Source organism: Bacillus fonticola (genome assembly GCF_012955605.1).
Taxonomy (GTDB): domain Bacteria; phylum Bacillota; class Bacilli; order Bacillales; family JC228; genus Bacillus_CG; species Bacillus_CG fonticola.
Genome location: NZ_CP052135.1, coordinates 2,293,095 through 2,314,565, shown reverse-complemented (window position 1 = coordinate 2,314,565; position 21,471 = coordinate 2,293,095). Strand labels below are relative to the sequence as shown.

The window sequence follows — 21,471 nt, the reverse complement described above, 5'->3', positions numbered from 1 at the left end:
CGTCCACTACAACCTAATTAGTTCGAATAATCCATTGTACTAAATATGAATGTTGCACTATCAATAATACGCTCAGGGAACGAATTCATTGAAGGAGTTGAAGTTGAAGTGACGTTACGAGAAGAAGCTCTACATATGCACCGTGCGCACCGCGGAAAACTTGAATCAAAGTCAAAAATCCCAGTTCGGAATGCAAAAGATTTGTCATTAGCGTACTCTCCGGGAGTCGCTGAGCCGTGTAAGGTCATCCACGAAAAGCCTGAAGCTGTATATGAATACACAATGAAGGGGAACATGGTAGCCGTCGTGTCAGACGGAACCGCGGTATTGGGTCTTGGAAACATAGGACCTGAAGCAGCATTGCCTGTAATGGAGGGAAAAGCGGTTCTCTTTAAAAGTTTTGCAGGGGTAGATGCCTTTCCTATCTGCTTAAATACAACTGACGTAGATGAAATTGTTGAAACGGTAAAACGTTTAGAACCAACATTCGGAGGCGTAAACTTAGAAGACATTGCTGCACCAAACTGTTTTGCAATCGAGGAACGGTTGAAAAAAGAAACGAACATTCCTATTTTTCACGATGATCAACATGGAACAGCCATTGTAACAGCTGCTGGCTTAGTGAATGCATTGAAGTTAGTAGGGAAGAAGATGTCGGGAATTAAAGTAGTTGCCAACGGGGCAGGTGCGGCTGGTATTGCGATTATTAAGTTGCTTCATCATTTTGGTGTAAGAGATATTGTCATGTGTGATTCCAAAGGTGCCATCTACGAAGGTCGCCCTTATGGAATGAATGACATCAAGGCGCAAGTAGCCGCCTATACGAATCGTGAGAAATTAGAGGGCTCCTTGCAAGACGTTTTAACTGGTGCAGATGTTTTTATTGGGGTAAGTGTTGCGGGTGCCTTAACAAAAGAAATGGTAGCATCTATGAACGATGATGCCATTATTTTTGCGATGGCCAATCCAGTCCCTGAAATCATGCCTGAAGAAGCTAAAAATGCTGGAGCTAAGGTAGTTGGTACAGGTCGTTCTGATTTTCCGAACCAAGTGAATAATGTGCTTGCCTTCCCGGGCATTTTTCGTGGTGCATTGGACGTCCGTGCGACCCATATAAATGAGAAAATGAAAATTGCTGCGGTACAAGCTATTGCAGAATTGATAACAGACGATGAATTACACAGTGATTACGTAATTCCTGGACCATTTGATCGTCGAGTAGCACCAGCTGTTGCGAGTGCGGTTGCGCAAGCCGCTATGGAAACGGGTGTAGCGAGGATCAAAGTAGACCCGGAGGAAGTTAGACAGCGAACTAGTGAGTTGTCTATCATTGAAACAGAAGAGTAGATGCGAGTGAACCAAGAAGAAAAGAAAAAAATGTTTCTCGATATTGTAGAGCATTTGCAACACATGGTTCAAGAGCTAGAATTACAGCCAGGGGATAGACTTCCTTCAGAACGTGTGCTGACCGACCGCCTACAAGTAGGTCGGTCTTCTGTACGTGAAGCGTTGCGAGCGCTCGAATTGCTCGGTGTGATCGAAACAAAGCGTGGAGAAGGAACGTTTTTAAGTGATCCTACAAAGCATCGTCTCGTTGAGTTGCTAGCTGCATTTCTGCTGCGAAACCCTACGACCCGGCAGGAAGTGTCTGAAGTGAAGTGTCTATTAGAAAGTGCCCAACATACTTATGATCCAATTTCGACACCACACATGATTACATCAGATGATGAGCTTGACAAAATGGATAAAAAGATGCAATCAGTAGACAATCGATTACTCTATCGAATTTGGAAGCTACTTGCTGAATACGAAACCGCTGCGAAAAAAGCGAATCATAAATAGTGAAAAATACTATTTTGGGCAATTACAAGCAGGAAAGTTCTTGCTTGTAACGAAGAGATTTAAGAAACAAAATGAACTTAGCGATAGTCTCACTCATCGAGAATGCAGGCTTTCCAAAACAGCCTGATGAGAGATCGTCTGTAACCTTGGACAAGGGAGGCCCAGCGATGTTAAAAGATATTTTTACGAAGCAAAAGCCGAAAAAACGGAAATATGCAACCATCCCTTCAGAAGCAGCAAAGCAAGATGTTCCCGAAGGTATTATGACAAAGTGTCCGGCTTGCAAAAAGATCTTATTTACGAAAGAACTTATAAAAAACAATAAAGTTTGCCTTCACTGTGAGCACCATCATCCGATGACAGCATTTGAGCGCCTTCACAGTTTGGTTGATGAAGGATCGTTTCAGGAACTTGATGAATCGATGTCAACCTTGAATCCATTACATTTCACAGGTTATGAAGAAAAAATTGCAAAAGATCAAAAGAAAACGAATATGAAAGAAGCAGTACTAACAGGTTCAGCTACTCTTGATGATCATCCATTTGCGTTAGCCATTATGGATTCATCTTTTCGAATGGCAAGTATGGGCTCTGTTGTAGGAGAAAAAATTACACGGGCCATTGAATATGCAACGAAACGAGGAGTTCCATTCGTAATCTTTACAGCTTCAGGTGGAGCCCGTATGCAAGAAGGAGCGCTCAGTCTGATGCAAATGGCAAAGACGAGTGCCGCTCTGAAGGCGCATAGCGAACAAGGTCTATTGAGTATTGTTGTGATGACCCATCCGACAACAGGAGGGGTCTCCGCAAGCTTTGCCTCTTTAGGAGACTATAATTTCGCGGAACCAAGGGCTCTAATTGGGTTTGCGGGTCGACGTGTAATTGAACAAACTGTAAGAGAAGAGTTACCCCAGGACTTTCAAACCTCTGAGTTTTTACTGAAACATGGCCAATTGGACGATGTCGTTCACCGAAATGATTTACATGAGCGTCTAGCAGTCCTCTTTGCGCTTCACCGAGAGGAGAGACATGTTGAGTGGTTGCAGAATTAGAATTTGAGAAACCAATTGTCGAGTTGCGAAAGAAGATCGCTGAATTAAAAACGTTTACAACCGAAAAAAACGTGGACTTATCTTCAGAAATTACGACATTAGAGTCACGTCTTGCTAATTTGGAGCAAGAAATCTATAGCAATTTGCAACCGTGGGATCGTGTTCTCATTGCTAGACACCCAAATCGTCCGACAACGTTAGATTATATTGACCGATTGTTCCCGGATTTTATAGAGCTACATGGGGACAGGGGATTTCGAGATGATGAGGCGATCGTTGGTGGTGTCGCCCATTTCGAAGGGTTGCCGGTAACTGTGGTTGGACATCAACGCGGGAAAGACACGAAAGAGAACATTCGCAGAAATTTTGCGATGCCTCATCCTGAAGGGTTCCGGAAAGCGCTCCGGTTGATGAAACAAGCAGAGAAATTTCACAGACCGATCCTTTGCTTCATCGACACGAAGGGCGCCTATCCCGGGAAAGCTGCTGAGGAACGCGGACAAAGTGAGGCAATTGCTCGCAATATATACGAAATGTCTGGGTTCCGAGTACCAATTGTTTGCGTAGTGATTGGGGAAGGTGGAAGTGGTGGAGCCCTAGCGCTTGGAGTCGGGAACTATATCCATATGTTGGAAAATTCTACCTACTCGGTTATTTCACCCGAAGGAGCAGCTGCTATATTATGGAAAGATGCCTCACAAGCGAAACAGGCTGCGACTTCGATGAAAATCACCGCTCCAGATCTAAAAGAATTAGGCATTATAGATGAAGTCATAGAGGAAGTGCGTGGTGGTGCACACCACGACGTCGATCGCCAAGCGGAGGCTGTTCGAGCTGTGCTGAAAAGTTCACTTCAAGAGCTCACTCCATTAACAGGAAAAGAGCTTGTTGCACATCGGTACGAGAAATTCAAAAGAATTGGTGTATACGAAGAGGAAGAGAATAAACAATTACAGAGCATCAGATCATAACAGTAAAAACAGAGTGAGAGGCCAGTGCTCTCACTTTTTTACTGTTCTACTACTATTTTCGGAGTAAACAGACGAGGCAATCGCTTTCAATAACCGAAGAATTTCGTCTTTTTTCTTTGCAACGCTCCCGTATTGAGACTGTCTTTCCACCGTGTTATGGTAATGTTACTCTAAGTCCATACTACATTAAAGATAAGTTGTGAGAAAAAGTGAAGAGGTGACAAATAAATGAAACGAATCGGTGTGTTAACGAGTGGCGGTGATTCACCAGGTATGAACGCAGCGGTCCGAGCCGTCGTGCGAAAAGCAATTTTTCACGGAACCGAAGTATATGGAATTTATCAAGGTTATCAGGGATTAATTGAAGGAAATATACAAAAACTTGAACTAGGCTCTGTAGGTGATATTATTCATCGGGGAGGCACTTTCCTCTACTCAGCCCGTTGTGAAGAGTTTAAAACAACTGAGGGTCAGAAAAAAGGCATTGAGCAGCTAAATAAACATGGCATTGAAGGGCTCGTCGTGATTGGTGGTGACGGTTCCTATCGAGGTGCAGAAGCGTTAACGCGTCACGGGTATCCCTGTGTGGGTGTACCGGGAACCATTGATAATGATATCCCTGGGACAGAGTTTACGATCGGTTTTGATACGGCTTTAAACACGGTTATTGATGCAATTGATAAAATACGTGATACCGCAACGAGTCATGATCGAGCTTTTATTATTGAGGTAATGGGGCGTAATGCTGGTGATATTGCATTATGGTCTGGTTTAGCTGGCGGAGCAGAATCGATCCTTATTCCAGAAGAAAAAGACGAATTGGCAGATGTTGTACAACGTCTAAATCGAGGAACAGAGCGGGGCAAAAAACATAGCATCATCATTGTAGCTGAAGGCGTGACAACAGGATCCGAATTTGCTAAGCAATTGAAAGATGAATGTAACTTAGAAACACGCGTTTCAGTGCTTGGTCACATCCAACGTGGCGGCTCTCCGACAGCTTCTGACCGTGTTCTCGCAAGTCGACTGGGGGCACGAGCTGTTGAGTTATTATTGGCTGGAAAAGGTGGACGTGCAGTCGGCATTGAAAAAAATGCGTTAGTGGACTATGACATTATCGAAGCTTTATCACATCAGCATCAAATTGACAGATCGATGTATCAATTATCGAAAGAGCTCTCGATTTAATAAAGGGGGAAAAACGCCATGCGTAAAACAAAAATTGTTTGTACGATTGGCCCGGCAAGTGAGTCGGTCGAAACATTAACAAAGTTATTAGAAGCAGGTATGAATGTATCGAGACTAAATTTCTCACACGGAGACTTTGAAGAACACGGTGCACGTATACGAAATATTCGTGAAGCAGCCTACGCTTGCCAGAAGCAAATAGCTATTTTGCTTGATACGAAAGGGCCAGAGATACGTACTCATACAATGGAAAATGATGCGATTGATTTGGTTGCGGGTGATGAGATTGCTGTTTCCATGAAAGAAGTAGTAGGAAACAAAGAACGATTCTCCATTACATACGAAGGTTTGCTTCATGACATTGAGGTAGGTAAGCAAATTCTCCTTGACGATGGTTTAATTGGTCTCGAAGTACTTTCCATCGATAGAGATCATGGGTTACTTCGTACAAAGATCCTAAATAGTGGTGTCTTGAAAAACAAAAAAGGCGTTAATGTGCCGGGTGTTTCTGTCAAACTTCCTGGCATTACGGAAAAAGATGCAAACGATATCCGTTTCGGAATTGAGCAAGATGTCGATTTTATTGCGGCTTCTTTCGTTCGTCGTGCCTCTGATGTGTTGGAAATTCGCCAATTGCTTGAAGAAAATAACGCAGCACACATCCATATCATCCCGAAGATCGAAAATCAAGAAGGTGTGGATAATATTGATGAAATTTTGGAAGTGTCTGATGGCTTAATGGTAGCTCGTGGTGACCTCGGTGTAGAAATTCCTGCTGAAGAGGTTCCTCTTGTACAAAAAGAACTTATTCGCAAGTGCAATGAACATGGGAAACCTGTTATTACAGCTACACAAATGTTGGATAGTATGCAACGCAACCCTCGTCCAACGCGCGCTGAGGCATCGGATGTAGCGAACGCAATTTTTGACGGATCAGATGCGATCATGCTCTCTGGTGAGACTGCAGCCGGATCGTACCCAGTGGAAGCTGTGCAAACGATGAGTGCCATTGCAACACGTGCAGAGTCTGCCCTAGATCATCGTGATATATTAAATGATAGAAGTAAAGCGATCGACCACAATATTACGGATGCTATTGGTCAGTCTGTCGTGCATACAGCGTATAACCTTGACGTGAGCGCCATCATTACTCCAACAGAAAGCGGGCATACAGCTCGTGTTATCGCAAAATACCGCCCGAAAGCACCGATAGTAGCTGTAACAAGCGACGCTGGCGTGTCTCGACGCTTACAATTGGTATCGGGAGTGTATCCTCAAATTGGGCAAAAAGCATCAACAACGGACGAAATGCTTGCCTTAGCAGTACAAGAAAGCTTAGCGTCAAGTATCGTTGCACATGGAGATCTCGTCGTTATTACTGCAGGTGTACCTGTGGGTGAACAAGGAACGACAAACTTGATGAAAATCCACATTATTGGTGACATCATTGCAAAGGGGCAAGGAATTGGACGCAAAACGGCATACGGCAATATAGTAGTAGCCAAAAGCTCTAAAGATGCTAATGAAAAAGTCCAGTCAGGTGATGTGCTTGTGACGATTGGAACAGAAAAAGATATGATCGCTTCATTAGAGAAATGCGCTGCAATCATCACAGAAGAAGGCGGTTTAACATCCCATGCAGCGGTAGTCGGTCTCAGCCTAGGAGTCCCGGTGATTGTCGGTGTAGAAGGAGCAACAGCTTTATTTAAAGACGGACAAGATGTTACCGTAGATTCCTCACGTGGGGTTGTTTACAACGGACAAGCTAGTATCTTATAAATGTTAAACAGCGTTTCTGTACTCCACAGAAGCGCTGTTTTGTCTGCCTTCAACCATAACTAGTTTATCTTAGTTGTGTTCCCCATCTGTGTTGCATATACTTGCTATCAAGAGGGACGAAAGGAGTGCCGTACATGCGAGTTTTGGTCCCGTTTTTAATCGTTATTCCTGCAATAGAAATAGGTCTTTTGCTTCTTGCTGGTAACACAATTGGTGTGCTACCGACGATTTTACTTATTATTGCAACGGGTGTGGCAGGTGCTTATCTAGCTAAACAACAAGGATTTAAAATGTTACAACAACTTCGCGAAGAGGTTGCCTACGGCGGAATGCCTAATGAAGCGATTTTAGATGGGGTATGCATTCTTGCGGGGGGATTGCTCTTATTAACACCCGGATTTGTGACTGATTTAACAGGCTTTCTGCTTCTCCTTCCCCCATCGCGCATAAGTATAAAAAAGATGCTACGTCGTATGATTAAGCGGTGGATGGATAAAGGGAATATTATTATCATGAAATGAAAAAATGCGTTAGAGCAAAGTCTCAACGCATTTTTTCTTTGGTACTAGCTACCTTTCTCTGTTGGCCTCGGTGGTTCAGATCCCCACCAAATGTATTGGAAGACATCGCCAAACACGCCGACTCTTTCGAATGTGTTGAATAAAACAAGTACAACCGGTCCCACGATCAGCCCGAGAAAACCAAAAAGCTGAAATCCGATAAAAAGTGCGACAAGTGTAGCGAGCGGATCAAGTCCGATACTAGACGATAAAATCTTAGGCTCAAGTACTTGACGTTGCACAATGGTTACAACAAATAGAACCGTGAGACCTACAGCAAGGCTCGATTCCCCTGCTAAAAATTCATAAGCGATCCATGGAATAAAAATGACACCTGTCCCCAAGTACGGCACGATGTCTACTAGCCCCATGACAAGGGCGATGGTTACCGCATATTCGACGCGCAAAATGAGTAAGCCTATTAAAATAGTGATGGCAGTTAAGGAGATGAGCGTTGCTTGTGCCCGTAGAAAGCCAAATAATGCTTTACGTAAATCTGCATAGACGCTTTTTCCACTATTTTTTGCTTTAGCAGGAATATACGTAGTGAACCTATTTTTCAGCTTGTCCCAATCTTTGCTAATAAAAAATGTAGCAAGCAGAGAAAAGACAATGACCGTCGCCGCATTGGGGAACCAGCCAATAATGCTTGGAATATTGGCGAAGAAACCTTCTATAAAGTTGCCAACGGAAGTCGCAACCGTCGTGCCCGCATTTTGTATGTTTTCGAGAATCGTTTCCTGCTGTCCTAGATCTAAGCTCTCAAACATCGCAGTAAGTTCGTTGTAAAACGGCAACACTGTATACATGAAGAAATTTTCGGCGTAGCCAACTAATGTGTTGACCTGGTTAGGCACATGCTTTGACAGATAATTAGCACCTGCCACGAGCTCCGCTACGAAAAGAGTAATAAGTCCCGCTAAAATCGCGACTGCACTCACCATTGTTAAAATAACTGCCAATGATCTAGGCATCGAAAAACGTTTTTCTAAAATCTGTACGATTGGATTAAAAAGAAATGCAAGCACGATAGCAATAAGAAACGGGTATGTAATTTGAGCTAACCATACAAACGCGACACATGTCACAACGATAATCGCTACAACTAATAAAGCGCGCAAGAAGCGATGAAGGAAAATCGAATTCACAATAATACAGACTCCTCCCCATAGGTTTGTCCTCATTGTAACGAGGTTTTTCATGGAATAAAAGAAGGATTTTCCAATGAGAAAGTAGAAGGGCGGGACACAATTTGATTCAACCTATATTATTTTTAGGATTGCTGTTCTTGTTAGGATTTTTCGCGAAAAATAGCTCGTTAATGGTAGCAACAGGTTTTTTATTGTTGCTCGTTATCGTGCAAGTAACTGGAACGAAGTGGTTTCAAACTATTGAAGCTTCAGGAATTAATTGGGGAGTCACGATCATTACAGTAGCCGTTTTGGCACCAATTGCGACAGGAAGAATCGGTTTCCAGGAACTTTGGCAGACGTTTCTTTCGCTTGAAAGCTGGGTTGCGCTTATTGCGGGAGCAGGAGTTGCTCTTATCGCAAAAAATGGCTTATCTTTGTTAGCATCAGAACCAGAGATTACGACAGCATTAGTGCTCGGGACTATTTTAGCGGTAGGATTCTTTCAAGGGGTGGCTGTCGGGCCTTTAATAGGAGCAGGAATTGCTTATTTTTTGATCCAGTGGGTTGATCAATTGAAAAGTTTTTTGAGTTAAGTGGCTGTTGCATGCAAATGAAAAAGAGAGAGAATTTTCGCCCTAAAACCACTAATGTTGAAACAATCTTTTAAATCATTCGCCTACATCTAAACTATAAAAACTACGTCGTAAACATAGAAGGTATACGTTCTCACTTAATTGAAATAAGTCAGGAGAACTTGGTGAAATGGAATTTTCCACACCTGTTCACAAGACTCTGAACATTGTTTATAATAGAGGGTGGTAAAAGATACAAGACTCCCTCTAAAACGTTTTCAAAGAAAATGAAAGCATTTTCTTTTCGTAGAGGTGTTTTTTGTATACAATGATAGGGAAGATGAACTAGTAAAGAGAACAAATGAGAGTGCTATTTTCTTTTGAAGTTTGTTGAACAAGCGCTCAGACAACATGCTTGTACAGTACTATGAGCTGGCCCATTTTTAGCGGGTTCGTATGGGGATCCTACCCAAATACATGAAATAAAAGGAGTTGTCGGTATGACGGTTTCAAAAGGTTTAGAGGGAGTAGTGGCAACAACGTCATCAATTAGTTCAATCATTGACGATACGCTCACTTATGTCGGGTACAACATTGATGATTTAACAGAGAATGCAAGTTTTGAAGAAATTATTTATTTGTTATGGCATCGCGAACTACCAACAAGCACTCAGCTAGAAGAACTTAAAGGACAGCTTGCCCAAAATATGGCATTGCCACAAGCAGTAATTGATCATTTTAAATCATATGACTTAAACACAGTTCATCCAATGGCAGCACTTCGTACAGCCGTTTCACTTGTTGGTTTGTTTGACGAAGAGGCTGACGTAATGGAGCCAGAAGCTAACTACCGCAAAGCAATTCGTCTGCAAGCAAAAATTTCTGCGATCGTGACAGCGTTTGCTCGTATCCGTAAAGGACAAGAGCCTGTTCAACCGAAGACAGACCTTGGCTATGCAGCCAACTTCCTCTATATGCTAAACGGCCAAGAGCCAGAAGCTATTGCTGTGGAAGCTTTCAATAAGGCGCTTATTCTTCATGCAGACCATGAGTTGAATGCCTCTACGTTTACAGCACGTGTTTGTGTTGCTACACTTTCTGACGTCTACTCAGGCGTAACTGCTGCTATTGGTGCATTGAAGGGTCCTCTTCACGGTGGAGCTAACGAGCAAGTAATGAAGATGCTTACTGAAATCGGATCTGTAGAAAATGCAGAGCCTTACATTCGTGAGAAACTTAATAATAAAGAAAAAATTATGGGCTTCGGACACCGCGTGTATCGCGAAGGGGATCCACGTGCAAAACACTTACGCGAAATGAGTCAAAAACTTACAAATATTACAGGCGAAACAAAATGGTACGAAATGTCTACAAAGGTTGAAGAAATTGTCACGAGCGAAAAACCACTTCCACCGAACGTAGATTTCTATTCTGCGTCTGTATACCATAGCCTCGGCATTGACCACGACTTGTTTACACCGATCTTTGCCGTAAGCCGTGTATCTGGCTGGTTGGCGCACATTTTAGAGCAATACGAAAACAATCGTTTGATTCGCCCGCGTGCCGACTACACAGGCCCAGGAAAACAAGCATACATTCCGCTAGAAAAACGTGCGTAAGTAGCTTAGTTTTGGTAGCATAAGTAACGGAATAAGAAATGAAATTTTTAGGCGCATTGAAAACGCTTGTCAGTCGAGGAATGGGTGTGCCAGGAGCGGGGACCCACAGGACGTGGTTATCTTAGCCTTTCATCCGCTACCGATCCGACAATGAATGCGAGCGTTTCTCAAAAGCCTATGGAGGGAACTGACTTGACACAAGGTGAAAAAATTACTGTATCAAACGGTACATTAAACGTACCAAACAATCCAATCGTTCCATTTATTGAGGGCGACGGAATAGGTCCAGACATCTGGGCAGCATCACAACGCGTATTGGATGCGGCAGTCGAAAAAGCATACAATGGCGAGAAGAAAATCGTCTGGAAAGAAGTGCTTGCAGGTGAAAAAGCATACAACCAAACAGGCGAGTGGCTTCCTAGCGAAACTCTTGACGCAATTCGCGAATATTTCATCGCGATTAAAGGACCTCTTACAACACCAATCGGGGGAGGAATTCGTTCATTAAACGTTGCGCTTCGCCAAGAGTTGGACTTGTTCGTTTGCTTGCGTCCTGTACGCTGGTTTGAAGGCGTTCCTTCTCCAGTAAAGCGTCCCGGGGACACTGACATGGTCATCTTCCGTGAAAACACTGAAGATATTTATGCTGGTATTGAGTATGCACAAGGCTCTGATGAAGTGAAAAAATTGATCGACTTCTTACAAAACGAAATGGGTGTTAACAAAATCCGTTTCCCTGAAACAAGCGGAATCGGAATTAAGCCTGTCTCACAAGAAGGAACAAGCCGTCTCGTTCGCGCGGCCATTAACTACGCGATCACGGAAGGTCGCAAATCGGTTACGCTCGTCCACAAAGGAAACATCATGAAGTTCACTGAGGGTGCTTTCAAAAACTGGGGATACGAGTTGGCTGAAAAAGAATTCGGTGACAAAGTATTCACTTGGGCAGAATACGATCGGATTGTAGAAGCAGAAGGCAAAGATGCGGCGAACAAAGCGCAAGCTGACGCAGAAGCTGCTGGCAAAATCATCGTAAAAGATTCAATTGCAGACATCTTCTTGCAACAAATCTTAACGCGTCCGAACGAATTTGACGTAGTCGCTACGATGAACTTGAACGGTGACTATGTGTCTGACGCTCTTGCTGCACAAGTGGGTGGTATCGGAATCGCTCCAGGTGCGAACATTAACTACGAAACAGGGCATGCGATCTTTGAAGCTACGCATGGAACAGCACCAAAATATGCTGGTCTCGATAAAGTAAACCCATCTTCGGTGATTCTATCTGGAGTATTGCTACTTCAACACCTTGGATGGAACGAAGCTGCAGAACTTGTGTTGAACTCTGTGGAAAAAACGATTGCTTCTAAAACAGTTACTTATGACTTCGCTCGCCTTATGGAAGGTGCAACAGAAGTGAAATGTTCTGAATTTGGAACAACACTTATTGACAACATGTAAGAAACGAAGTACCGTCTCCTTTTCAATTGGGGATGGTACTTTTTCAAAGTGTTAATAATCTACATACCATCAAACACAAAAGGAGAGATACTTCATGGCAAACAAACGTAAAAAGGTATCTGTTATCGGTGGAGGCTTCACAGGGGCAACAACAGCCTTTATTCTAGGACAAAAGGAAATTTGTGACGTTGTTCTCGTAGACATTCCACAAATGGAGGACCCAACAAAAGGAAAAGCACTCGACATGCTCGAAGCAAGTCCAGTACTAGGCTTTGACGCTAACATCGTCGGTACTAGTAATTACGAAGACACGAAAGGCTCTGATATCGTCGTTATCACAGCAGGGATCGCACGCAAGCCAGGGATGAGCCGTGACGATCTCGTCCAAACAAACCAAAAGGTAATGAAAAGTGTAACGCAAGAAATTGTAAAATACTCTCCAGAAACTACGATTATTGTATTAACGAACCCTGTTGATGCCATGACGTACACTGTATTTAAAGAATCTGGATTTCCGAAACATCGTGTTATCGGACAATCTGGTGTGTTGGATTCAGCTCGCTTCCGTACATTTATTGCACAAGAGCTTAATTTGTCTGTGAAAGATATTACAGGATTCGTCCTAGGTGGCCACGGAGATGACATGGTACCGCTCGTACGCTATTCTTACGCTGGTGGTATCCCACTCGAAAAGCTGATCAGTCCTGAGCGTTTAGAAGCTATCGTAGAACGCACTCGTAAAGGTGGCGGAGAAATCGTAGGCCTTCTCGGAAACGGAAGTGCGTACTATGCTCCAGCAGCTTCTTTAGTTGAAATGGTAGAAGCAATCCTAAAAGATCAGCGCCGTGTATTACCATCTATCGCGTATCTTGAAGGAGAATACGGATTTGACGGTATTTACCTTGGCGTTCCAACCATTCTAGGCGGAAATGGAATTGAAGACATCATCGTATTAGATCTAACTGGCGAAGAGAAAGCTCAATTACAACAGTCAGCTGACTCTGTTAAAAATGTGATGAGCGTGTTGGCTTAATAGTATGAACAAAAAACCAGTTGCGTCCTATGAGACCAACTGGTTTTTCTGCGTAAAGTGCAAAATTATTACCGGCAATAAATCTTCCATTACCAAAAATTATTACGGGTTACTAAATTACATTTATTCAACTTTCGCAGAATGAAAATCGGAAAATAAAACTTGATAACACTAGGCAGGTCGGTCATCAAATACTGCAAATGTTTTTAGATGAGTTTTTTCTTTTTCGTGTTGACATTTTTCAAGACATTGTTTCTGAAGAACTCCAGTATCCAATTTAATGATGATTGGTGTTAATAGGTATGAGTAAAATATATGTAGGAGCACCCCAACCCAAAAATTAGCCCATTTGTAGGGAAGTGGAACAGACCTTCCGTTCCGATTCCTTACAGAGGGGACACCAAGCGGTAGCTCGTTCAGGGGCATTGAGAAGCAAAAAAGAGTTCTTCTCCTGTATGCTTGTAAGCGACAAAACCCAAAGCACAAAGAGAGAACTCTTACGAATAAACATACTATGGATGGACTGAAATGGGAAGAGATTTAACGCCATATATGGGACGTAGGCATGGGTGTTCATGCGCAATCTAGTGACGGAGGTTTTACAAGACGTAGACAAGCAACTAGCAGAGAGCCGGGACAAAAGGAGATTCGCTTTGAAGGATAAGCGAGACGAATCCGTTCGTCAGCGAGTCGGCTCGGTCTGTTCCATCTCCTTCCGAAACGTCACAACGCGTCAAAATAAAGCAGGACTCCGAGATTACCGAATCTGGCTAAGTTTAGAGAAACACATGACAACCAAAGGTATGCGAGTGATGGGGAGAGCAGAAGGTACGATTAACGTGTTTGCGAAGCGCTTTAAAGGGGGTCGTGCCTGGTGTGAACAAGGCGTGATGAGTATGATGGACGTCTTCGTAGCGAGCTTGAATGGATGGTCAATTCAAAACGTAGTTGGAGTCGTACTGGAAAGGCTTGAGAAGTCAGAAGGTATTCTGAAACGTACGCGACAAGTGAAATCCATCCCGAAGCAAGTAACGGAACTCGTCCGCCAAAACATCCCGGTACTCGGGCAGTCCGTAGCGAAACCATTGTATGCCGCACTTAGAGACTGAGTAGCTAAAAAAATGGCAAAATGCGATAAGATGACCAGTATCAATAATTCAGAAAACGCTTATAAGACGTGGGATTACAGGATTTTACAATTTACTCTGAATTCTTATGAAAAAAAACTCCCGCTAAATCTTGACTCAATCAATAGGTGGTACTGACTTTACCTGACTCATTCTAGGTGCTAAAGTTGAGTTGAATAATGGAACTAGTATCCGATTAAAGGGTGGCAGGTTCTCATAACGTATATAGGATCCGGTATTTCGTCGATTTCTCTACTTCTCGAGGTGCTTGTGGACATACAATCCGCCGCTATTAGGTAATATTCCACCCTTTTTACCTGTCTGTACCCTCAATAGCGGAACCAATGTTCGTTTGTTCGAAGCAATTGCCCAATCGAGTTACTATACCATAGTAGGCGGTATCTTACTTTGTGTCTGAAGAGTTCAAGTAACCAATTGAACGGCGTCTGGAGTGAACAATACCAAATTCTGGAATTGTTTTTCAGGTGCTAAAGTTGAGATATTTATTAAATGGAAAGGTTTTTTCTGATTTATCAAGTTATGTGAGTAAGAAAAACCAACCGATTTTAGCGTTCAAGTTGTCAGTAGCATTGGAGTAATATGCGAGAGGGTGGTGTGCATGGTTATTGGTGTTAGTCTTCTAAATGGAGGCATTGTAGCTTTAAAATATAAGAATAGATAAATTGTCAAATAACTAAACATATAACCAATTGATTAATTCATCAATGTTAGATCAGATTAGATCATTTAATGTATCAATTGTTGTTAACAGATAGGAGAATTAGGAAAGCAGATGGACCAATTTTTAGTAGAAAAACAAGTTCCTTATTATGAGCAGTTTTATCAAAGGATTAAACAAATGATATTTGATGGGAAATATCAACCTGGTGAGCGTATCAATGAAACACAGCTGGCAAAACAGTTTAGTGTTAGTAAAAGCCCTGTAAGAGAAGCGATTAGGATTCTTGAGAAAGAGGGACTTCTCGAAATTAAAAATACAAAATTAGTTGTATACGAGCCAACTCTAAAAGATGTAAAGGATATTTATTTTTGCCGTATGGCGCTGGAGTCATTTGCTGTAGATCTAACAACCCGAATTGCAACTGAATCGCAATTGGATGAACTTGGGAATTTGTTATTAAACACTGAAAAAGCAATTAAGTCATGTAAAGGATCCAGTACTATAATTGAACTTAATGAACAATTCCATACTTTAATTCTTCAGTTCACCGATAACAGTAGAATCCAAAAGCAAGTAAATGATCTAAAAGGGTTAATTCACTACTATAGAGTTCTAAATTTTAAAGGGAAGAATAGAGCAGAGGATATCTTGGGACAACATCACGATATTCTTTACTACATCAAGAATAGAGATGCACTGTCCGCTTCAAATGAAATGATAAAGCATTTAGAAAAGGATATAGAACATTTAGTACATGTGCTAACCAATGATAGTTAAAGTGAAGATAATTAAGAGTTGAATCCTATGCAGATGATTCAACTCTTTTTTATACTAGACCCACTATTCCCTCTCACCTAAATAATCTAAAAATTTACTTGCTATGATCCTACCTGATGTGTATAGTGAAATATAAGCCTTGCAGTCGACCGTCGACCAATGGCTTAAGAATTTAGATTAGAAGGAGGAGGCGTTAAGATGAAACACCTAAGAATTGCAGCAATTCCCGGAGATGGAATCGGGAGGGAGGTCGTTCCTGCAGCGATCGAAGTGTTAGATGCAATATCGGATACTCATGGGGGGTTATCATTTAAGTTCACAAGCTTTCCGTACAGCTGTGAATATTACTTAGAGCATGGTGAAATGATGCCTAAGGATGGTCTTGAAAGATTAAAAGATTTTGATTCTATCTTCTTAGGAGCAGTTGGTAACCTAGATCTTGTGCAAGACCATGTTTCATTGTGGGGATTATTATTAAAAATTCGACGTGAGTTTGAACAGGCAATTAACATTCGACCAGCGAAAATCTTAAGTGGTGTGAGGTCTCCATTAGTAAACCCAAAGGATTTTGATTTTATTGTAGTTAGAGAGAATAGTGAAGGGGAGTATAGCTCTGTTGGTGGTAGGATTTATCAAGGTGAAGACGAAATTGCCATTCAGAATAGCATTTTTTCAAGGCGTGGAACCGAGCAGGCGATGCGCTTTGCATTTGATTTGGCTTCGAAACGTAAAAAGCATGTAACTAGTGCCACTAAGTCAAATGGAATTTTTCATTCTATGCCTTTCTGGGATGAAGTCTTCAAGGATGTTACTAAAAGCTATCCAGACATTGATACCGATTCCCAACACATTGACGCCTTAGCAGCTTTTCTTGTAACGAATCCTGATAGGTTCGATGTGATTGTTGCTAGTAATTTGTTTGGAGATATCCTAACAGATATAGGAGCAGGAATCATGGGAAGTGTTGGTATTGCTCCAGCAGCCAATATTAATGTCAACGGCAAGTATCCGTCCATGTTTGAACCTGTCCACGGATCTGCTCCCGATATTATCGGAAAAGGAATTGCCAATCCAATTGGACAAATATGGACTGCAAAGATGATGCTGGATCACTTTGGTGAAGAGGAAATGGGGAAAGTATTGTTAGATGCAGTGGAGAGTGTGACCCAAGATGGCATCATAACCCCTGACATCGGTGGGAAATATACCACTGAAGAAGTGAAAAACGAAATTATAAATCGTATAAAAGCGAAAGCTTAATAAAGAGATCAAACAAAGGTACCTATTTATTGAAAAGTAGGTTTAACCTTTATCTAAAATTGTAAACGCTTACCTGGTGTGCACCTGAACAAAATCCAGTGAGGAGGATGGTTGAGATATGAGTAACTTAATGGAAAGCAATGTAGATAGGTTTGAACCGGGCACAAAAGAAAAGTTAAAAATTGTTGGTATTGATGCTCCTATCTTTTTTGGTGTGGTGATAATATTATTAATTGCTATTTACATGGAGATTCTTCCTCAAAGCCTTGCAAGTGGGTTAATCGTTTCCATGGTTCTAGGTATTTTGTTAATGTGGATTGGAGACCAAATTCCTGTTTTTAGTACGTTTGGTGGTGGCCCCATCCTTTGTATCTTAATACCAGCTTTATTTTTATATTGGGGGATTCTACCTGAAAGTGTAGGAACATTAACGGACAGCTTTTACAATGATATTGGCTTTTCAGACTTTGCGGTAACAGGGATTATTGTGGGAAGTATTTTGAGTATGGATAGAGCAATGCTAATGAAAGTTGGAATTAGATTTATCATTCCTCTCATAAGCGCCGTAGTGTCAGCGATTCTAATTGGGGGGCTTCTTGGTGAATTAACTGGGTTTGGGTTTGGCGAAACCATCTTTTATGTCGTTGGTCCAATCATGGGAGGTGGTATGGCAGCCGGTGCCATACCGATGTCAGAGATTTTTGCAGCTAGCACTGGAGAGGACGCTGGAACAATATTAGCAAGAATAGCCCCAGCAGTTATGGTTGCAAATATGATTACTATTCTATTTGCTGGAGCGCTAAATGGTTTAGGTAAGAGAAAGAAATTACCGAAGAACTTCTCAGGTGATGGAAAAATGTTACGACCTAAAAATGGATCTCAAAATTTTAGTGTATCGGGTGACAATGAAGCAACTATTCCGTTTTCCATCACTAGCGTTGCATAAATACTTTCTGGCAATTCTGTCATCTAAAGAAGACATAAAAAAATCCTTTATAATAGAGGGATAGGTGGTAGCCTGTCCAAATCCACTATAAAGGAATTCAGCATGGACAAGTTTACACTATTAACTTCATTTGGTAAATGGGTAGAGCCCTTAGAAAGTACCTTATTCGATGAAATGTCACATGATAAATCTTTTGATCGCTATACAAAAAAGCTTACAACAAAGCGTTACGTGCTTCTGTTTTTGTATGCGCAACTCCAAAACCGCAGCGGTTTAAGAGCGATTAGCGACGATCTGTTGATGAAAGATTTCCAAAAGGAAATCGGGTTGGATCATATCAGTCCATCACAGCTATCTAGGAAAAATAGGCATGTCGACTCTACGATTCTTTCAGAAGTTTGGCAGTCCTTAATCCTGCAAATTCGCACAGTGTCATCCGGACATAAGCGTACGATACCAAACGTACAATTGCTTGATTCGTCTACTGTTCCGCTTAGCCTAAACCTTTATAAGTGGGCTAAATTTCGAGAAACCAAGTCGGGATTAAAACTACATTTACTTGTGGAATTTATCAACGAACGCGATGTTCTACCAACAAAGCTGACGGTTTCCCCTGCCGAACGTTCAGATATCAAAGAATGGCGGCACTTCATAACTGAACCAGGTGTGACATACGTTTTTGATCGTGGTTACTTTGATTTCATGTTATTTGATGCTTGGTGTAAAGAGGGTATCTACTTCGCGACAAGAATCAAATCAAATACAGTTGTGGATTATAGGGAAGTGATCTACGATCACCTTGACCAGGGTGGTATACGGGAATCACTCGTTAAAATTGGCTCTCAACAAAACAAAATGAAGCATCATTTACGTCTGATTGAATTCAGAGATGAAAAAGGGAAATTTTATCGTATTATCACAAATCGCTTTGATTTATCGGCACATGACATCTCAGAGTTATACCGTTCCCGATGGCAGATCGAGTTACAGTTCAAGTGGATGAAACAGCATTTACAGGTAAATCATATTCATGGCCGCACCGAGCAGGCTGCGTGGAATCAGCTTTATATCGCCATGATTGCATACAGTTTACTAGTACTTGTGAAGCTTGAAAGTAAAACCAAGCTTACGATGTATCAAATTTTCACAAAGCTCAGAGCGCTCGTTTTCTCCAGTTATAGCGAATTAACTGAAGTCATGCTGCCTACATGAATATACATATGTTGGTCGGACAAAAAGCCAGAGGACTTTAATACATTTATTACCAAATGGACAGCGTCACCTTTATATGATGTTTGTCTTTTTCGCAATTTCAGAGTTAGATATAGTTCAGAATATTTAAATTAATATTGTATTTCTGTTTTATGCAACGCTAGTGGTTTTCCATAAACACTCTCATCATCGGTATTATTATTGCTACAACCGTTTATGTCTTTGGTAAGATTGTTGCTGATTTAATTCCGATGTTCCACTCTTATGTTTGGATTATATTAGGAGCAGCAGTACTTAAGATATTTAACCTCTTACCAGCTTCTATTGAGAAAGGTGCAGAGCATTGGTATGACTTAATTACGAGAGCATGGGTTCCTGCTATTCTAGTAGCTATAAGTGCGGGAATGGTTGACTTTTCTAGTGTTATGGCCATCGTGATGGATCCGAGCTATATTAGTTTGACCATTATAACGGTAATAATTGCTGTATTAGCCGCTGGGTTTGCTGGTTTACTAGTTGGCTTTTACTTTGTAGAATCTGCAATTGGTGCTGGTCTCGGGATGGCTGATATGGGAGGTTCAGGGGATGTAGCAGTACTTAGTGCTTCTGAACGAATGGGGTTAATGCCATTTTTACAAATATCCTCACGAATTGGTGGAGCATTGATGCTAATTATACTCTCCTTTTTGGCTCCCTTTTTAATGTAGGTACTTTTGAAGAGGCATTATCTAGTTGTTTAATAGATAATGCCTCTCTACTTTAAAAAGTTTCAATTAAGGAATGATTGGGATGAAAGTATTATAGCGATTGATTCGTTTAAAGGGAGTATTTCATCTATTAAAGAAAGCGAAGCCATCTCGTTAGGGATTCAAGAGGTTTATGAAGATGCAGACATTATCTCCCTACCCCTACTATTGACCGATGGAGGAGAAGCGCCGATGTCATTAGATGAAGCGATTTAATCAACTACTACTTTTGGAAACTTAAAGTTTACTAACAATCAGCTGTTTCGTTTGATTAAAGCTACAATCCTGAAAGGTGGAAAAAGTATATGAAAATTACAGATATACAAGTTATTCCTGTAAACCGTTTTTTATATGTAAAAGTTTTAACGGATGAAAACATTACTGGAATAGGTGAGTCTGGTGCTTGGGGATTCTTGAATGCCTCAGAAGAAGTGGTCAACTCTTTTAAAACATATTTAATAGGGAAGAACCCTTTGGAGATCGAGCATCATTGGCAATACATGTACCGCTCTTTTCACTTTAGAGGAGCGGCAATTATGGGGGCGATAAGTGCTATTGATATAGCTCTATGGGACATAGCAGGAAAATGGTTCAATGTTCCCACCTATCAACTATTGGGAGGCAAGTGTAGAGATAAGATCAGAACGTATTATCATGTGATGGGAGAGACAACAGAGGAGCTTGTGGAGAATTGTGTGCAGGCAAAAGAGCTTGGGTATACAGCAATTGGCCATCTATCCCCATTCCTTGACGAACCGAGAAGCAAACCTTACTTTCTTCCTTATGCAAAGATGATTAACCAAGCTGCCGACCGAGTGGGGATGATTAGGCAAGCTGTTGGTGACGAGGTGGACTTGTGTCTTGAATTACACAGAAGAATGAAACATGGAGAAGCCATCTCATTTGCACGTGCCGTTGAACAATATCGTCCTTTCTTTTTAGAAGACCCGGTTACCCCAGATAACTTTGACACAATGGCACTTGTAGCAAGTAAAACTCATGTGCCGATTGCAACAGGTGAAAGAATTCATACAATCCAAGAATTTGAAATGCTATTTTCTAGAAATGCAATGTCTTATGCAAGAACGAGTGTATGTCTTTGTGGAGGTATCACAGGTACCAAGAAAATTGCAGCAATTGCGGAAGCCCATGGGGTGCAAATAGTTCCGCATAATCCATTAAGTCCAGTTAGTACTGCCGCTTGTATTCAAGTCGCTGTTGCAACAGAGAATCTAGCAATTCTAGAGCTCCCCAACCATCAAACCTCTGCTGCAACGGAAAAGTTTACAAGTTCAAATTCACTATCAAAAGATGACTTTAAACAAAGTGATATTGTGACATGGGTACCAACTTCTAAAGATGGATTCATTGATGTACCAGAACAGTCCGGGATCGGAATAGATTTAGTAGAGGGTGTTCAAGAAAAGTTTCCTTTTAAACGTAGAGATATAAACACAAGATTACATGTAGATGGTTCAATTGTGGACCAATAAATAGTACTGAATTTCGTC

20 protein-coding genes are annotated in these 21,471 nt (G+C 41.6%); 19 read left to right on the top strand and 1 reads right to left on the bottom strand.

The window, feature by feature from the left end; genetic code table 11:
* The first annotated feature begins 108 nt into the window (after positions 1-108).
* The 7 genes from HHK01_RS11425 to HHK01_RS11395 all read left to right on the top strand — a co-directional run bounded on the left by HHK01_RS11425 (position 109) and on the right by HHK01_RS11395 (position 7,353).
* Complete coding sequence (locus HHK01_RS11425) at positions 109-1,347, top strand: NADP-dependent malic enzyme (RefSeq protein WP_170007918.1); 1,239 nt, start codon at positions 109-111, stop codon at positions 1,345-1,347.
* Between the two features lie 6 nt (positions 1,348-1,353).
* Positions 1,354-1,842, top strand: a complete 489-nt coding sequence (locus HHK01_RS11420) for a FadR/GntR family transcriptional regulator (protein WP_228027555.1) — start codon at positions 1,354-1,356, stop codon at positions 1,840-1,842.
* Positions 1,843-2,009: 167 nt separating this feature from the next.
* A complete protein-coding gene (accD, locus tag HHK01_RS11415) occupies positions 2,010-2,894 on the top strand; it encodes an acetyl-CoA carboxylase, carboxyltransferase subunit beta (protein ID WP_170007916.1) in 885 nt (294 codons plus the stop codon).
* The gene (gene accA, locus HHK01_RS11410) at positions 2,879-3,865 is read left to right on the top strand and encodes an acetyl-CoA carboxylase carboxyl transferase subunit alpha (protein ID WP_170007915.1); all 987 of its coding nucleotides are present in this window, start codon (positions 2,879-2,881) and stop codon (positions 3,863-3,865) included. The genes accD and accA overlap by 16 nt, the downstream gene beginning before the upstream one ends.
* 228 nt (positions 3,866-4,093) lie before the next feature.
* Entirely contained in the window at positions 4,094-5,053 is a 960-nt protein-coding gene (gene pfkA / locus HHK01_RS11405) for a 6-phosphofructokinase (RefSeq protein ID WP_170007914.1), read from the top strand.
* 18 nt (positions 5,054-5,071) lie between these two features.
* Positions 5,072-6,832 carry a pyruvate kinase gene (gene pyk, locus HHK01_RS11400; RefSeq protein ID WP_170007913.1) on the top strand — a complete coding sequence of 587 codons (1,761 nt, stop codon included), beginning with the start codon at positions 5,072-5,074 and terminating at the stop codon, positions 6,830-6,832.
* 134 nt (positions 6,833-6,966) lie between these two features.
* Positions 6,967-7,353: an FxsA family protein gene (locus HHK01_RS11395; protein ID WP_170007912.1), complete on the top strand. Its 387-nt coding sequence runs from the start codon at positions 6,967-6,969 to the stop codon at positions 7,351-7,353.
* A gap of 44 nt (positions 7,354-7,397) precedes the next feature.
* On the opposite strand, the gene ytvI is transcribed toward HHK01_RS11395, so the two are convergent.
* Entirely contained in the window at positions 7,398-8,540 is a 1,143-nt protein-coding gene (gene ytvI / locus HHK01_RS11390; RefSeq protein ID WP_170007911.1) for a sporulation integral membrane protein YtvI, read from the bottom strand.
* A 104-nt stretch (positions 8,541-8,644) separates the two neighbouring features.
* Between ytvI and HHK01_RS11385 the strand changes: the two genes are divergently transcribed.
* From HHK01_RS11385 to HHK01_RS11330, 12 genes are all read left to right on the top strand, one after another.
* Complete coding sequence (locus HHK01_RS11385) at positions 8,645-9,118, top strand: DUF441 domain-containing protein (protein ID WP_170007910.1); 474 nt, start codon at positions 8,645-8,647, stop codon at positions 9,116-9,118.
* Positions 9,119-9,597: 479 nt separating this feature from the next.
* The gene (gene citZ, locus HHK01_RS11380; RefSeq protein ID WP_170007909.1) at positions 9,598-10,716 is read left to right on the top strand and encodes a citrate synthase; all 1,119 of its coding nucleotides are present in this window, start codon (positions 9,598-9,600) and stop codon (positions 10,714-10,716) included.
* Positions 10,717-10,908: 192 nt separating this feature from the next.
* Positions 10,909-12,177 carry an NADP-dependent isocitrate dehydrogenase gene (gene icd, locus HHK01_RS11375; RefSeq protein WP_170007908.1) on the top strand — a complete coding sequence of 423 codons (1,269 nt, stop codon included), beginning with the start codon at positions 10,909-10,911 and terminating at the stop codon, positions 12,175-12,177.
* Positions 12,178-12,271: 94 nt separating this feature from the next.
* Entirely contained in the window at positions 12,272-13,210 is a 939-nt protein-coding gene (gene mdh / locus HHK01_RS11370; protein WP_170007907.1) for a malate dehydrogenase, read from the top strand.
* A 575-nt stretch (positions 13,211-13,785) separates the two neighbouring features.
* Complete coding sequence (locus HHK01_RS11365; RefSeq protein WP_228027743.1) at positions 13,786-14,319, top strand: UPF0236 family transposase-like protein; 534 nt, start codon at positions 13,786-13,788, stop codon at positions 14,317-14,319.
* Between the two features lie 811 nt (positions 14,320-15,130).
* Positions 15,131-15,796, top strand: coding sequence for a GntR family transcriptional regulator (locus tag HHK01_RS11360; protein WP_170007905.1), 666 nt, complete (start codon positions 15,131-15,133; stop codon positions 15,794-15,796).
* Between the two features lie 198 nt (positions 15,797-15,994).
* Positions 15,995-17,056 carry a tartrate dehydrogenase gene (locus HHK01_RS11355; protein ID WP_170007904.1) on the top strand — a complete coding sequence of 354 codons (1,062 nt, stop codon included), beginning with the start codon at positions 15,995-15,997 and terminating at the stop codon, positions 17,054-17,056.
* A gap of 118 nt (positions 17,057-17,174) precedes the next feature.
* The gene (locus tag HHK01_RS11350) at positions 17,175-18,002 is read left to right on the top strand and encodes a 2-hydroxycarboxylate transporter family protein (protein WP_170007903.1); all 828 of its coding nucleotides are present in this window, start codon (positions 17,175-17,177) and stop codon (positions 18,000-18,002) included.
* A gap of 102 nt (positions 18,003-18,104) precedes the next feature.
* Positions 18,105-19,214, top strand: a complete 1,110-nt coding sequence (locus HHK01_RS11345) for an IS4 family transposase (protein WP_170007902.1) — start codon at positions 18,105-18,107, stop codon at positions 19,212-19,214.
* Between the two features lie 173 nt (positions 19,215-19,387).
* Complete coding sequence (locus tag HHK01_RS11340; RefSeq protein ID WP_170008765.1) at positions 19,388-19,921, top strand: 2-hydroxycarboxylate transporter family protein; 534 nt, start codon at positions 19,388-19,390, stop codon at positions 19,919-19,921.
* Positions 19,922-19,960: 39 nt separating this feature from the next.
* The gene (locus HHK01_RS11335; protein WP_170007901.1) at positions 19,961-20,176 is read left to right on the top strand and encodes a glycerate kinase; all 216 of its coding nucleotides are present in this window, start codon (positions 19,961-19,963) and stop codon (positions 20,174-20,176) included.
* An 89-nt stretch (positions 20,177-20,265) separates the two neighbouring features.
* Entirely contained in the window at positions 20,266-21,453 is a 1,188-nt protein-coding gene (locus HHK01_RS11330; RefSeq protein ID WP_170007900.1) for a mandelate racemase/muconate lactonizing enzyme family protein, read from the top strand.
* The last annotated feature ends 18 nt before the right edge of the window (positions 21,454-21,471 follow it).

Coding starts and splice junctions, on each gene's coding strand:
- HHK01_RS11365 (WP_228027743.1), top strand. CDS start 13,786: ATGCGCAATCTAGTGACGGAGGTTTTACAAGACGTAGACAAGCAACTA.
- HHK01_RS11350 (WP_170007903.1), top strand. CDS start 17,175: ATGAGTAACTTAATGGAAAGCAATGTAGATAGGTTTGAACCGGGCACA.
- pyk (WP_170007913.1), top strand. CDS start 5,072: ATGCGTAAAACAAAAATTGTTTGTACGATTGGCCCGGCAAGTGAGTCG.
- mdh (WP_170007907.1), top strand. CDS start 12,272: ATGGCAAACAAACGTAAAAAGGTATCTGTTATCGGTGGAGGCTTCACA.
- HHK01_RS11395 (WP_170007912.1), top strand. CDS start 6,967: ATGCGAGTTTTGGTCCCGTTTTTAATCGTTATTCCTGCAATAGAAATA.
- accD (WP_170007916.1), top strand. CDS start 2,010: ATGTTAAAAGATATTTTTACGAAGCAAAAGCCGAAAAAACGGAAATAT.
- HHK01_RS11345 (WP_170007902.1), top strand. CDS start 18,105: ATGGACAAGTTTACACTATTAACTTCATTTGGTAAATGGGTAGAGCCC.
- HHK01_RS11330 (WP_170007900.1), top strand. CDS start 20,266: ATGAAAATTACAGATATACAAGTTATTCCTGTAAACCGTTTTTTATAT.
- pfkA (WP_170007914.1), top strand. CDS start 4,094: ATGAAACGAATCGGTGTGTTAACGAGTGGCGGTGATTCACCAGGTATG.
- HHK01_RS11360 (WP_170007905.1), top strand. CDS start 15,131: ATGGACCAATTTTTAGTAGAAAAACAAGTTCCTTATTATGAGCAGTTT.
- HHK01_RS11355 (WP_170007904.1), top strand. CDS start 15,995: ATGAAACACCTAAGAATTGCAGCAATTCCCGGAGATGGAATCGGGAGG.
- citZ (WP_170007909.1), top strand. CDS start 9,598: ATGACGGTTTCAAAAGGTTTAGAGGGAGTAGTGGCAACAACGTCATCA.
- HHK01_RS11335 (WP_170007901.1), top strand. CDS start 19,961: ATGCCTCTCTACTTTAAAAAGTTTCAATTAAGGAATGATTGGGATGAA.